The 13579-nt window shown below is 69.6% G+C and carries 11 protein-coding genes; 7 read left to right on the top strand and 4 right to left on the bottom strand.

Annotated features, from left to right (window positions below; genetic code table 11):
- Positions 1–21: 21 nt before the first annotated feature.
- Entirely contained in the window at positions 22–1227 is a 1206-nt protein-coding gene (locus tag ACQPYY_RS03320) for a GNAT family N-acetyltransferase (RefSeq protein WP_433592710.1), read from the top strand.
- 87 nt (positions 1228–1314) lie between these two features.
- Here ACQPYY_RS03320 and ACQPYY_RS03315 read toward each other — a convergent pair whose 3' ends face one another.
- On the bottom strand, positions 1315–2988 hold the full coding sequence (locus ACQPYY_RS03315; RefSeq protein ID WP_433592709.1) for a hypothetical protein: 1674 nt from the start codon (positions 2986–2988) through the stop codon (positions 1315–1317).
- Positions 2989–3193: 205 nt separating this feature from the next.
- On the opposite strand from ACQPYY_RS03315, the gene ACQPYY_RS03310 reads away from it, so the two are divergent.
- A complete protein-coding gene (locus tag ACQPYY_RS03310; RefSeq protein ID WP_433594556.1) occupies positions 3194–3583 on the top strand; it encodes a YccF domain-containing protein in 390 nt (129 codons plus the stop codon).
- 59 nt (positions 3584–3642) lie between these two features.
- On the opposite strand, the gene ACQPYY_RS03305 is transcribed toward ACQPYY_RS03310, so the two are convergent.
- Positions 3643–4080, bottom strand: coding sequence for a MarR family winged helix-turn-helix transcriptional regulator (locus ACQPYY_RS03305; protein ID WP_357282564.1), 438 nt, complete (start codon positions 4078–4080; stop codon positions 3643–3645).
- A gap of 109 nt (positions 4081–4189) precedes the next feature.
- Between ACQPYY_RS03305 and ACQPYY_RS03300 the strand changes: the two genes are divergently transcribed.
- Entirely contained in the window at positions 4190–4432 is a 243-nt protein-coding gene (locus ACQPYY_RS03300; RefSeq protein WP_379105768.1) for a DUF2530 domain-containing protein, read from the top strand.
- 111 nt (positions 4433–4543) lie between these two features.
- On the top strand, positions 4544–5158 hold the full coding sequence (locus ACQPYY_RS03295) for a TetR/AcrR family transcriptional regulator (RefSeq protein ID WP_433592708.1): 615 nt from the start codon (positions 4544–4546) through the stop codon (positions 5156–5158).
- 59 nt (positions 5159–5217) lie between these two features.
- Here ACQPYY_RS03295 and ACQPYY_RS03290 read toward each other — a convergent pair whose 3' ends face one another.
- On the bottom strand, positions 5218–8532 hold the full coding sequence (locus ACQPYY_RS03290) for a sacsin N-terminal ATP-binding-like domain-containing protein (protein WP_433592707.1): 3315 nt from the start codon (positions 8530–8532) through the stop codon (positions 5218–5220).
- A gap of 216 nt (positions 8533–8748) precedes the next feature.
- Positions 8749–9942 carry a DUF3027 domain-containing protein gene (locus ACQPYY_RS03285; RefSeq protein WP_433592706.1) on the bottom strand — a complete coding sequence of 398 codons (1194 nt, stop codon included), beginning with the start codon at positions 9940–9942 and terminating at the stop codon, positions 8749–8751.
- A gap of 17 nt (positions 9943–9959) precedes the next feature.
- Here ACQPYY_RS03285 and ACQPYY_RS03280 point away from each other — a divergent pair, with 17 nt between their 5' ends.
- The 3 genes from ACQPYY_RS03280 (at position 9960) to ACQPYY_RS03270 (ending at position 13505) form a co-directional block, all read left to right on the top strand.
- Positions 9960–10754, top strand: coding sequence for a glutaminyl-peptide cyclotransferase (locus ACQPYY_RS03280; protein ID WP_433592705.1), 795 nt, complete (start codon positions 9960–9962; stop codon positions 10752–10754).
- Positions 10755–10845: 91 nt separating this feature from the next.
- Positions 10846–12915, top strand: a complete 2070-nt coding sequence (locus tag ACQPYY_RS03275) for an MFS transporter (protein WP_433592704.1) — start codon at positions 10846–10848, stop codon at positions 12913–12915.
- Positions 12912–13505: a DUF2771 family protein gene (locus tag ACQPYY_RS03270; protein ID WP_379105778.1), complete on the top strand. Its 594-nt coding sequence runs from the start codon at positions 12912–12914 to the stop codon at positions 13503–13505. Before ACQPYY_RS03275 ends, ACQPYY_RS03270 begins: the two co-directional genes overlap by 4 nt.
- Positions 13506–13579 lie beyond the last annotated feature (74 nt).

Here is a 13579-nt window from a genome sequence, read left to right as displayed (position 1 = left end):
AAATCCTGGGATCTTCGGGGAATGGCATCGACGAATGGCATTACCGTGCGTTCGGCACGAGCTGAGGAACGGCCGGAGCTGGTCCAGCTGATGGACATGGGCTTCGGCATGCGTGGCGGTCCGGCGGACATCGAGTTCGGGCCGCAGGTCTTCCCCACCGAACGAGCCCTGGTCGCCGTCGACGGCGATCGTCTCGTCGGGCACGTCAACGACCGCGTCATGACCGTCACGGTGCCGGGTCCGCGCACCGTCGAGGCCAGTGGCGTCACCGGCGTCGCGGTCGCGCCCACGCATCGGCGGCGCGGCATTCTGCGGGCGCTCTACACCGCGCTGCACGAGCGCATCGAGGCCGAGGGCCTGCCGCTCACCATCTTCACCGTCAGCGAGGGCGGCATCTACGGCCGCTTCGGCTACGGGCCCTCGATCCAGGAGATCGACCTCTCGATTCGCGGACGCACCGCCGAATTCCGCACCACCACACCGGATCCCGGCGGCGTGCGGGTCGCGTCCCTGGCCGAGGCCGAGCAGGCCCTGCCCGAGATCTACGACCGCTGGCGACGACTCACGCCCGGTGCGCAGGTGCGCCCCGAAGCCCGATGGCGGCAGCGGATCTTCGCGGAATCGGTGCAGAACGAGGACGGCGCGCCGCAGTTCTTCCTGATCCACCCGGACGGGTACGCCATCCTGCGCCGCTCCTGGCACGACTACAAGAACACCGCCACGGTCCGCGAAATGCGTACCGTCACACCGGAAGCCCATATCGCGCTGTGGCGGGTGCTGTTGAGCATGGACCTGGTGCACGACATCAAGGCCAGCACCTACGACGGGGATCCGCTCCCCTTCCTGGTCACCGATCCGCGCCTGATCGAGGTCGTCGGCCGCCACGACACGCTGTGGACCCGCCTCATGGACGTGCCCGCCGCGCTGACCGCGCGCACGTATCAGCGGGACCTGGATGTGGTGCTGGCCGTGGACGATCCGTTCCGCGACGCGGGCGGCACCTTCGCACTGCGGGTGCGCGACGGGATCGCCGAATGCGCGCCCACCGACCGCGGCCCGGATCTGGAGCTCGGCATCGACGTGCTCGGCAGCCTCTACTTCGGTGTCTACCGGGCCCGGGTCTACGCCGCCGCCAACCGGATCCAGGCCAAGGACGCGGCGGTGCTGCGGGCCTTCGACGAGGCATTCACCGCCGAGCGGGAGGCCGAGGTCGGCTGGTTCTTCTGAGCCCGGAACGGGCAGTGGCCGGGCCGCACCCGAGGGTGCCGCCCGGCCACTGACTCCCACCCGGCCCTGGGACGAGGCCGAATGCTCCTACCGGTCGGCGATCTTCGCGCGGAAGGGGCCGCCGACGCTGTTGAACAGCAGATCGCCGTTGGGGAAGGCTTCGATCAGCGCGTACGCGCCGTTGCCGAGGTTGGATTGCCCGAAGATGGTGCGGTGCACCGTTTCCCCGGTCTTCCAGTCCAGGCCGGTGACCTCCCACCCGTCAGCCTTGGAGTAGCCGTTGACGAACACCACTCCCGCACCACTGGAGATCGCGGGCACCATGGAGGTCGACACCACGTCGCCACGGGCCCAGACCGAAGTCCATCGGTGTTCCTTGGGGTCCCACTCGAACCGTTGCATACCGTGCGGGGGCGCGGCCACCGGTCCGTTGGCCAGCACGTCCACCAGCCGGTCCGGAGAGCCGCCCTCGCCGATGTTCTGCACGACGAACGCGCCGTATCCGCTCGCCACCACCGACTGCTCGGACTGCACGAATTCCGGGAGCGGCTCGGGCAATCCGGCCGTGACCGCGATCTGATCGGCGATCCGATTCGACTTGGCGCCCGGCTTCTGCTGGAAGCCCTCGGGAATCTTGTTGCGCCAGAAGGCGACCAGCTTCATGTGGTCTGCGCCGTCGGTGATGACGACCAGCTGGTCACTGTCCTTGCCGAAGCCCATGAGGGTCGGGGTGGAGCCGGTGCCGGTGCCGAACTTGACAGCCGGGGGCTGGCGGCCGAAGTCGTAGGGCGAGGACCAGGCGCCGTCGGACTCCTCGGTGGAGAGCTTGCCGTCCTTCCAGACCACCTTGCGCATGATCTTGTCGGAGGCGAAGTAGAGGCCACCGTCCGGATCCACGGCCATCGAATTGGAGATGGTCTCGTCGTCGCCGATCCGCAGCTGCACGGCGTCGCCGGTCAGGTCCCGGTTGAACACGAAGACAGCCCGGGAGGCCAGCGCGATCAGGTGACCGTCGTAGGTCATGCTCAGGCCCACGATGTTCTCGGGGATGCCGAGCGAGGTGCCGGCGGTGCTGAGCAGCGGCTTCAAGTCGCGCTGCGCGACGACCTGGATGCCGTCGGCAGGTTTGTCCTTGTCCTTCAGCCCGAAGACGAAGAGCTCCGAGTTCTGATTGATGTAGTAGAGGCGGTTGTCCTTGTCCACCAGCCCGTAGACGCCGTTGATCAGCCGCTGCCAGTTCTGCCCGGGCCAGTCCTGGGCGATGGCGGTCTCGATCTGGCCGGTGTCCGAGTACTGCTGGTTCAGCACCTGATCGAGTGCGGTGGTGGGGATCGGCGTGATGCCGGGCGTGTCCATGGACGCGACTTCCTTGAAGCCGCCGCCGGAGACGTCGACGTAGCGCGGGCCCGAGGTGGAGGAGACCCACCAGTAATCCGGGTTCGGCGAAGCCAGGGTCATGATGTTGACCGGACCGCCGGGCACCCGGGGCATCGCCGCCGGGTCGATGTGGAACGTCCCGCGCGGCGGTGCTGCCGGGAAGCTGTCGCTCTGCGCGGAGTCGATGTGGGTGATGCCGAATTTCTCGGCGGCGAGATAGGGGTTGGGCTCCGGTTCCGATTCGGACAGCGAGTCGCCCAAGGCTTTCGAGCTGGAAATCGAATCCGAACTGGACGAATCGGCGCTACTGCACGCCACGAGCGAGCCGGTGGCGGCGAGCGCCAGGGCCGTGAGACCCACCGATAGTCGCTTGACTTTGCTCAAAGTGTGCCTGCACTTTCTCAAGATGCCGTTCCAACTGATAGAGCTGGCAAAATTAGAGATAGCGCGACATTAGCAGAGCAGGGTTTCATGAACCGGAAAGATCGCCGGTTCGCACCTACCACTGGCCAGTGCCCACACTCGGAAATCGGGGTTTTCCCGGTGGTGCCCGGCCGGGGCGCGCTGGCATGCTGGAAAGGTGAAACCGATCCAGCTGATTCTGAACATCCTCTGGCTAGTCCTGGTCGGATTCTGGATGGCCATCGGCTATGCGATCGCCGGGCTGATCTGCTGCATCCTGATCATCACCATCCCCTGGGGAATCGCGTCGTTCCGGATCGCCTATTTCGTACTCTGGCCCTTCGGCCGCGAAGCCGTGGAGAAGCCGGACGCGGGCGTGGGCTCCATGCTCGGCAATATCGTGTGGATCGTGGTGGCCGGGTGGTGGCTGGCGCTGGGGCACCTGATGACCAGCATCGCGCTCGCGGTCACCATCATCGGAATCCCGTTCGCCTGGGCGAATCTCAAGCTGATCCCGGTGTCGCTGTTCCCCCTGGGCCGCGAAATCGTCGACAGCGACCGACGTTTCGGCTACTAGGGCAACCGGGCGTGACAGGGGTTTCGGGGAAGCCCCGAGACTCCGAGAGTTGGTGCCCCTTACTCCGACTCGTCGACGATCTGCTTCATGATGCCGACCGCTTCGCGGAGCACGCCGACCTGACCGGGCGTCAGCTGCGAGAGCTGATCGGTCATCCAGGCCTCGCGGGCCTGATTCTCGTCCGCTATCAAGGCCCGGCCCGCGTCCGACAGCGACACGATGATCTGCCGCCCGTCGGTGGGGTGCGGATTGCGTTCCACCAGATCCATTTCCGACAGCGAGGCGATGACCCGGGTCATCGACGGCGGCTGCACCCGCTCCTTGGCGGCCAGCGCGCCCGGCGTCATGGCGCCCTCCCGATTCAGCGTGGCGAGCGCGGACAGCTGCGTCAGCGAAATCTGGGCATCGGCCCGCCGGCCTCGCAGATGCCGAGTCAAGCGCACCACCGCCAGCGAGAGTTCACCGGCGAGCGCTCGAATGTCGGAAGGCGTTGTCACAGAGGCAAACGATACGGGAACGCCCGCGCGGGAGTCGCCTGTTCGCCTGGTCCAGCGCCGAGCGCCCCGGCGCGCCACCGGAACGGCTCGCGCCCTCTAGTCTGAGGGGGTGACCCCGCCGACCGTCCCGGAGATTCCGCCGCGCTTCACCGATCCGCGTCCCGTACTCCTGGTGGGCGCCATCGGTTTCCTGATCGCGACCGTCGCGGTGTGGCTGAACGACGCGTGGGCGACCGCACGGCCGGTGTGCCTGATGGGATTGGGCGTCGGGCTGTTGGGCTACGCCATCTTCGCGATTCAGCGGCGGAGTGCGCGTCGGGGTGATAAAGGCGCACAACGGGGTCTGGATTAGCACAGGGAAGCGACTGGTCATCCGACCAACAGGCATGCCAAGCAAACTTGTGTAGCCTGCGAATTGACTGCACGCGCCTCGGACGCTTAACTCCCTGGAGTGTCCTCCCGATTGAGCGTCGAAGAACGACGGGCCCACCTTATCGAGGCAGCCATCGGCCTTGCCGAAAAAAAGGGCGTGGCCGGGGTTACCACCCGCGATGTCGCGCAGGCAGCCGGTGTTTCCCTCGGTGTGGTGCATTACTGTTTCGAAAACAAAGATCAGCTGATGACCGAGCTGGTCAAGGCGCTTTCGATGGAATTGCGTGATTCCGTCGACGCCAACGAAACCGTATGGCAGGACGTCGGAACCGGAAAAGCCGCGCTGCAGCAATTGGTGCGCGCCGGCCTGGAACTCATGTGGCTCAACATCGAAGCCACCCCGGAACGACAACTACTCACCTACGAAACCACCACCTACGCGCTACGCGAAGGGGAACAGACCCCCGCCAAACTCGCCATCGCCCGCGAGCAGTACACCTTCAACGACTCCACGGTCGCCGACATCTTCGAGCACGCGCGCGAAGCCACCGACTGCCAGTGGACCGTTCCGGTCGGCACCCTGTCCCGCTTCATCCTCGCCACCATCGACGGCATCGTGCTGCGCTGGCTGGTCGACAACGACAGCGCCGCCGTCCGTGACCAGTTGGACGTCCTCGCCACCACCGTGGCAGCGCACGCGGCCTGACCCGGCCCCCTCCTTCTCCTCCGGCGCGGGCAGCGTGATCGCCCGCGCCGGACCCGATCTCAGCGACGCGAGAAGTTCTGCGGCTGCCCTTGCACATGGGTGACATCGCCCTCGCGCCACCACGCCACCTCGACCGTGGCCTCGAACGCGCCCGTCAACCGGACCCGCAACTCGTCGTGCACCACGAGATCGCCTGCCGGAAGCGGCATATCGAACTGCAGGCGCAACAACACACCCAGCGGATCCGCGGTCCAGCTGGTCTCACGACCCGTGCTCACCACCTCCGCCGTGACCGCCTCCGAGGCCAGCGGCAGATCCAGCAGGGTGGCCAGCGGACGCGCGCACGCCATATCCCCGACCACCAGGCGATCCGCGGGCAACGCCGGACCGAACCACGGGCGATCCAGCACCAGCGCGTCGGCGGCCGGAATCACCTCACCGCTCAACGCGCGCACCTGACCCGGCAGCACCAGGTCCTCGGTGTCCAGCCGGCCCGCGTCCAACGCCTCCGCCAACCGGCGGTAGGTCTGCGAAATCGATTCGGGCGTAGGCACTCTCGCCGGATCGGCCAGTGCGTCGAGCAGCTCCTCGGCGAGCGCGGGCGTCAGCACCTCCGGATCGGCGAGGACACTGCGCAGCACCGCCAGATCCTGAGCGCCGAAGCCCGGCAGCTGCGGGAGCAGGCCCGCGAACAAGGTGTCGTCCGGGTGGCGCAGCAGGCCCAGCGGGATGCCGTCGATGTGCGCGTGATGCCGCAGCCACCAGGCCGTGTAGCCGTCGCGGTCCGCGACCAGGCTGCGGGTGCTCTCCTCGGACAGCAGCAGGCGCAGGGCCTCCGGCCATTCCGCGTCGTCCACCAGATCCAGGTCGCGGACCGCCACCAGCTCGGACGGATCCTCGACCAGGCTCTCCCACCAGGTCTCCTCGTCGTCGAGGTGATGATCGGGGCCGGTCGGATCGGACTCGGCGACCAGGGTGAAACCCCAGCCGACGCCGATGGCGCGCAAAGCCTCCGAGCCGTAGCGCTCCAGGACGGCCGAATCCACGGTGGAGAAGGGCGAATCCGCGACCAGCACCCGATCCAGCGGCGCACCCGGCAGCAGCAGTTCGTCGGCGGGCGTCAATTCGCCGGCCACATCCGGCAATTCGATCAGACCCAGCCAGGACGGCAGCGCGCCCGGCGCGGCCAGAGAGTGGGCGGCCAGCCCCAGCACGGCGTCCACGGTGTCCGGATCGCTGGGATCGTCCTCCAGCACCGCCTGCAGGCCCGGATCGTTCAGCAGATCCTCCGGCGTGGCCGGACGCGCGCCCAGGCGGCCCAGCAGCTCGTGCGCCGCCTCCGGATGCGCCAACCGCGCCCAGTGCACCGGAATCGCCTGCTCCAGACGGTCATCCAGTACCACCGTGCGCGGACCCGTCACCAGCCGTCCGTCCACCAGCGGCACCGCCAGCGCGCCCAGCTCCTCCACCGACAGCGGATCCACCGCGAACGACTCCAGGGCGTCGTACAGCGAATACCACCACTGCGGTTCGCGTTCCAGGCCGCCGGACAGCTCCGCGATCCGGGCCAGGCCGATCCGATGCACATCCAGGGCCGCGAGCGCGTCCGTGAACATGCGGCCCGACAACTCCGGAATCACCAGCGGTCCGGTCATCTCCGCCAGCAGATCCGCCAATTCCGTGGTCACACCGGTGAAAACGCCGGCCCGCCGCGGCGAGGCCACCCCGATCCGGACCTCCCCGGCCGCCGGAATTCCGGCCGAGCGCGATTCATCCACAGTCATCCCCAGCCCGCTGGGGTCGAATTCGGCTGCGCCGGTGGACACGGTCAGGTCCTCGACCCCGGCCAGGTCGGCGGCCCGGGCCAGATCCGCGGCGGCGGCCAGGTCGCCGGACTCGGCCGCGCCGTAGCCGGCGACCACATCGTGCGGGCCGATGGCGTCATGGGGTTCGACAGCGTCGGAAGGCGCTTCGTCCTCGGGGAGCTCCCACAGCGGCAGCGTCTCGGGCTCGGCGGCCCGGGCCGCGCGCGGCTTGGGGGCAGATCCGGCAGCGTCCCTGAGCCCGGCAGGCCCGGCGGCTCCGCTCTGGTCCCCGTCCTCGGGCGTATCCCCGCCCACGGCAGCACTGTCCACTGATGCGGCGGCCGGAGCTCCGGCAGCGAGATCGTCGAGCACCGGGGCGGCGGCCGGTCGCGCGGCACCGGCGGAATCAGCGAGCGCCGCATCGAAATCCATGGGGGCGAGCGCGGGTCCGTGATCCTGGCTGACGGTGAGAACCGGAAGCCACTCGTTGTCGCGGAGTTCGGCGATGAGGGCTTCGCGCAGGACCGCGTCGGTCTCGCTGCGGGCGAAACCCGGGGTGGGGACCAGCACCAGGCGGTCGCGGGGCGGCAGGGCGCGGGCGAAGGCGGCGTAGTCGGCCGCGAGGTCGGCCGGGCGGGCGCTCGGGAGCAGGCGGCGGCGGTCGGGCTGCATGGGGATGTCGGCGATGAGGACCGCGGGCAGCGAGAGTTCCTCGTCGGAGCGGGTGGGGGCGCGCAGGACGTCCGGGCGGGCGGCGACCGGGCGGCCGTCACGAACCGGGAGCAGCCAGCGGGCGCGGTCGGTGCGGTACTGCCACCACAGGCGCTCATCGGAATTCGGGCCGGTGACCGTGAGTTCGGTGAGGCGGTCCGCCAGTTCGCGCCGGGTACTGGCGATCTCGTCGTCGCCGATGCGAATGTTGTTCAGGGCGGGCAGTTCCAGCAGCAGATCGGGAGCTTCGGCGCGCATCTCGGCGAGCAGCTCGGCCGGGTCCGCCGATTCGCGCAGGCGCAGCACGATCTCACTGTCGAAGCCGTCCGCGGGCCGCTCCGCGATGGCCCAGGCCAGGCGCAGCGCGGGCGGCTCGAAATCGCCGGACTGGTCCGGGATCTCGACGCCCTGCACGCCGAGCAACGCCCAGGTCTCGCCCCGCGAGAACCGCACCGATCCGCTGGTCGAACGGAACTCCACCTCGTCGGACACGGTCAGCACCGCGGTGAAACCCACCCCGAACCGGCCGACGGCCGCGCTCTCGGTCTTGCCGGAGGCGCGCAGGGCGGTCAGCGCGTGCACGCCCGAGACGTCCAGCGGCGCACCGCTGTTGGCGATGTGCAGGGTGCGGCCGTCCAGCCAGACCGCGATCCGGCCGGGCACCCCGGCCTTCACCGCCGCGTCGGCGGCGTTCTGGGCCAGCTCGGTCAGCAGCCGGTCCCGGTAGCCGGCCCGCACCAGATCCGCCTCGGTGGCGGCGTCCTCCCGCAACCGGGTGGGCGAGCCGCGCCAGGCGGCCACCACTCCGGCGCGCAATTCCGCCGTGCCGAACGGATCCTCGAATTCGGTCGAGACCACGCCGTACGCCCTTTCCCGAAAGCGGTTGTTGGCACGCCAAGGCCAAGCATCCGGGGTATTACACAGGATCCGGCGCGATCCACCGAAATCCACGCCTCGTCACGACCGCACCGGCAGCACCGTCATCGCCCGCGCGACGACGCTCCCGAGGTCGATCGGCCCCGCTGTCACGCTGCCCGGCAGCGCCGCCGGGCCGTGTCACGACCGGGCTCGGCGCTACTCCGCCGACCCGGTCTCCGGTTCGACCGACACCGCGGTCACCGCCCACGCGTCGTCGTACACCGCATCCGGATCGACCGCCTCGAACACGCCGGGATCGGCCTGCTCGGCCTCGGTCTCCCCCGCCGCGGCGGCACGCTCGTCCTCCGCGACGGCGACCTCGGTCACCTCGACATCGGCTTCCACCACACCGGCCGCCACATCCGCGGACTCGGTCGCGGTCTGTTCGTCGGCGGCCTCGGCGGGAGCGGTCTCGGCGTCGGCGGAGGGGTCAGGGTCGCCGGCACCGGTCTCCGACTCACCGGCCGCGGCGGACTCGCCTTCGGCGGCGCTCTGCGGCTCGGCGGCATCGCCCGATTCAGCCTCGGCCGCAGCGTTTTCCGCCCCCTCGGCCGCGCCGGATTCGCCGGATTCTTCCGCTACCGCGGCGGTTTCCGGGCGAAGCTCCGCGAGCGGGATCAATTCCACGGCGGCGTCGTCGTACGCCTCGTACAGCGGGGAGCCGTTGCCGGTGGGCAGTTCCACGTCCGAGTGCGCGCCGCAGCCGTAGGCCACGTGCACGACACGCCCGTCCGCGCCCATGGCATTGCCGCACACGCCGAAGGCGGCGCGCAGGGAACCGGCGAGGGGGACGTAGAAACCGCAGCGGCCGCAGGTGGACGGCGCGGAACGGGCCATATCGGTGTCGGGACCGAATTCGGAGAACCAGCGGTCGGCGGCCTCCTCGCGGCCCTCGCGGGACAGCACCCGGGTGCGGCCGAGACCGATCTCGACCGCGACCTCGTCGACGGCCGGGTCGCCGGTGGCGACATAGCCGGGCACCAGGCGCGGGTCGTTCGCCCGCGGGGCCAGCAGGTCGCCGGGGGCGAGATCACCGGGGCGGATGCGCTGGTCCCACGGGATGAAGTCGGGCGCCACCAGGGCGTCCGGGCCGGGCAGCAGGGCCGACTCGCTGACGGTCGCGACCGTCGCCTCCGGCGGGGCCGCCACCACGACCGCCCACTGCCAGCCGTGATAGCCGGGCAGGGTGGCCTCGAAGTGATGGGTGGCCGAGGATTCGTCCTCGCCCGTCACGCCCAGATGCGCGCCCACGCCGACCGGCTCCAGATCCAGCAGCGCACGGCGGGCCAGCTGGACCGCCTCCGCCAGGATCGGCCGCACACCGGACTCCGAAACTCCAACCGCGCTCACGCCCTACATTTTGCCGTATGGAGCGCAAACGCCGTGCACCGGTAGCGGCCGCCACGATCACGCTGTCCACGGCCCTGGCCCTGGCCGGGACCATCACCGGCTGCACCAGCACCGACAACACGCCGAAGTGGCGTGTCGAGGTGGTCGCGACACGGCCGCACGACCCGGGCGCGTTCACCGAAGGATTGGAAGCCGATGGGCCGGTTCTCTATGAGGGGACCGGAATCTCCGGCCATTCGTCCGTGGTGTCCACCGACCTGAACACCGGAGCCGAACTCGCCCGCGCCGACCTGCCCGCCCCGCTGTTCGGCGAAGGCGTCACCCGCGCCGGCGACGTGCTCTGGCAGCTCACCTGGAAGGACGGGCTCGCCATCGCCCGAAACCCGGCCACCCTGGCCGAGATCCGCACCGCCCGCTTCGACGGCGAGGGCTGGGGCCTGTGCACGCGCGGTGATCGCGTGGTCATGAGCGATGGGACTTCCACCCTGACCTTCCGCGATCCGCGGACCTTCGCCGTCACCGGGACGGTCACGCTCACCAGCCACGCGAACGTTCGCCTCAACGAACTGGATTGCGCCCCCGATGGTTCCGTCTACGCCAATACCTGGGCCACCGACACCATCCTGCGCATCGACCCCGGCACCGGTGACGTACTGGCGAGCATCGACGCCTCCGGCCTGCTGCCCGGCAGCGCCCGCACCCCCGACACGGATGTTCTCAACGGCATCGCCCATCTGCCCGGCACCGATCGCTTCCTGCTCACCGGAAAGAAGTGGCCCACGTCCTACGAAGTCCGCTTCGTTCCCGCCTGACCCACCAAAAACGACCGGTCTCTCCAACTTGTGGCGTCCCACACCGGCGGTAGTGCAGCCGCACGCCGACGGCACTGCAAGAATTGGGGGCGTGACTGCTCCCCGTGACCCCGGTGCCGATCCCGGTCGCTGGGGCGACGAGGACTCACCCATGATCGAACGGCATCCGGGGTACGACCGCTATCCGCCCGCGAACCGCGCCGGGCGGCGGCCCGCGTCGCCGCGCGACCAGGACGACGTGCCGGAATTCCTCACCCGGCGCGCACCCACCCGACCCGCCGAACCGTCCTCGGGGGTGCGCAGCGAACCCGCGCGCGACCGCGGCGGCGACGCACCGCGCGAACCGGAGGCCAGGACCTCGCGCTGGGCGCAACGCCGCCACGGCACATCCGATCCCGGTGACAACCCGCCGACCCGGCCCTACGAGACCCAGCCGTCCCGGGGAACGGGGGACGAGCCGGAGAACTGGCAACAGCCGCACGACTTCAACACCACCCGGCGAGTGCGCTACGACCCCGACTCGGGACACGCCCAGGAGCCCGAGAACTCGCACCCGCGCGGGCCACAGCGTCACGACTCGAAACCCGCCGACGCGCCCGGACCCGTGGGCCGCGACACCACCGCCGAATCCTCGGAAACGGCTCATACGCAGCAGCTTTCACCCGGCGACGCCCCCGATGCCCACGACAGCGGCGGGCTGCACAAGCCGCCCCGGAAGCTGACCGTCACCCGGGTCGCGGCGCGGCGCAGCATCGAACTGACGCAGAGCGGTTTCGCGACCTTCCAGCGCGCCGCCAAGGCCGACGGCGCGGAGGAGTCCGGCCTCACCGCGCTCGTGTACGCCACCATGGCGAACTTCGCGACCGACGCCGCCATCGCGGTGGCCCTGGCCAATACGTTGTTCTTCGCCAGCGCGACCGCGGAATCGGTCACCAAGGTGGCGCTGTACCTGGTGATCACCATCGCCCCGTTCGCGGTCATCGCACCGGTGATCGGCCCGATGCTGGACCGCCTGCAGCACGGCCGCCGGATCGCGCTGGCGGGTTCGTTCGCGATCCGCGTGCTGGTGGCCGGACTGCTCATCTTCAATATCGACAACTGGGCGCTGTACCCGCTGGCCCTGTGCATGATGGTGCTCAGCAAGTCGTTCTCGGTGCTGAAGTCCGCGGTCACCCCGCGCGTGCTGCCGCCGGGAATCGACCTGGTGCGCACCAACTCACGCCTCACCGTCTTCGGACTGGTCGGCGGCACCCTGTGCGCGGGCGGCGTGGCGGCGCTGATCGCCAAGGTGACCGGCTCGACCGGCGCGCTGCTGTTCGCGGCCGCGCTGGCCGCCGCCGGCATGTTCCTGAGCCTGCGCATCCCGGCCTGGGTGGAGAACACCGAGGGCGAAGTGCCCGCCACCCTGGGCTACCACGGCGGCGACTCCCGCACCGAGGTGCTGGACCCGAGCCGGGCCGGGGACGTGCCGCCCACCAAACGCCGTCAGCCGCTGGGCCGTTCGGTGGTGACCGGCCTGTGGGGCAACAGCACGGTGCGCGTGCTGACCGGCTTCCTCACCTTCTATGTGGCGTTCGTGGTCAAGGCCACCGACAAGCACGGCGTGCAGCAGATCGCCATGCTGGGCATCGTCGGCGCGGCCGCGGCCATCGGCAATTTCACCGGCAATGCGACAGGCGCCCGCATGAAACTCGGCCGCCCCCAGCTGATCGTGCTGATCTGCACCGTCGCCTGCGTCGCCGCCGCCATCGCCGCGGCGGTCCTGGACAGCCTGCTGGGCGCGGCGCTCGCCACGCTGATCGCGGCGGGCGCGAGCGCGCTGGCCAAGGTGTCACTGGACGCCTCCATCCAGGACGACCTGCCCCCGGAATCGGTCGCGTCCGGTTTCGGCCGCTCCGAGACCGTGCTGCAGCTGGCGTGGGTCTTCGGCGGCGCGCTGGGCGTCCTGCTGCCCACCCTGTGGATGCCGACCATGTGGTGGAAGGGGTTCGCCGTGGTCTCCGTCATCATGGCGCTGGGCTTGATACAGACCGTGGTCAGCTACCGTGGTCATTCGCTGCTGCCCGGTTTGGGCGGTAACCGACCCCAGCACGCCAAGCAGGAGATTCCCGGTGCGCACGGCGCGGGGAACCCACCCAGTAACGGACAGGAAACCCGGTGAGCCAACCCAAAGCCCGCACGATCATCGCTCTGCTGGCGGTTCTAGCCGTGGTGGCCGTGGCCTATTTCGCCGCGATCGTGGTCATCGCCCGCCACACCGACAAGTCCGAGCCCGAGATCACCGCGTACGCGCACGGCAAGTCCGTGACGGTCGAGCCCTTCCTGTACTGCGACCTCGAGGTGTCCAAGGAACGCCTCTCGATGGGCAAGTGCAACACCACCGAGGCGGTCTCCGACCTCGACGTGCCGCCCGGCTCCACCATCCAGCTGTCGCTGCCCAAGGAGATCGTCGACGCGCCCTGGGAGCTGCTGATCGGCTACCGCCTGCCGAACAACAAGGCCGACGCGGAGATCCTCACCTACAAGGAGCCGTGGAAGCTGTCCGGCAAGCCGGAGCGCGACAAGGACTCCAAGTGGGACAAGCCGCGCACGCTGACCATCAAGACCCCCGCCAACGAGGGCGTGAAGCTGGCCATCATGGAGTTGCACCTGCCCATTCCGGCGCGCGACGAGGCGGGCAACGAAGGCGTCATCTCCCGCGGCATCTGGGCGGTGCACACCCCCGCGTTCGATCCCGCGCTGTTCAGCTGAGCTCGGCCGGCCGCGGGAAACCGGGTCCGCCGCAACGTGAATCGGGCCCCGGTGATCGAATCACCGGGGCCCGA

The sequence above is a fragment of the Nocardia sp. CA-145437 genome (assembly GCF_050956485.1).
GTDB lineage: Bacteria > Actinomycetota > Actinomycetes > Mycobacteriales > Mycobacteriaceae > Nocardia.
This window is presented reverse-complemented; position numbering and strand designations above follow the sequence as displayed.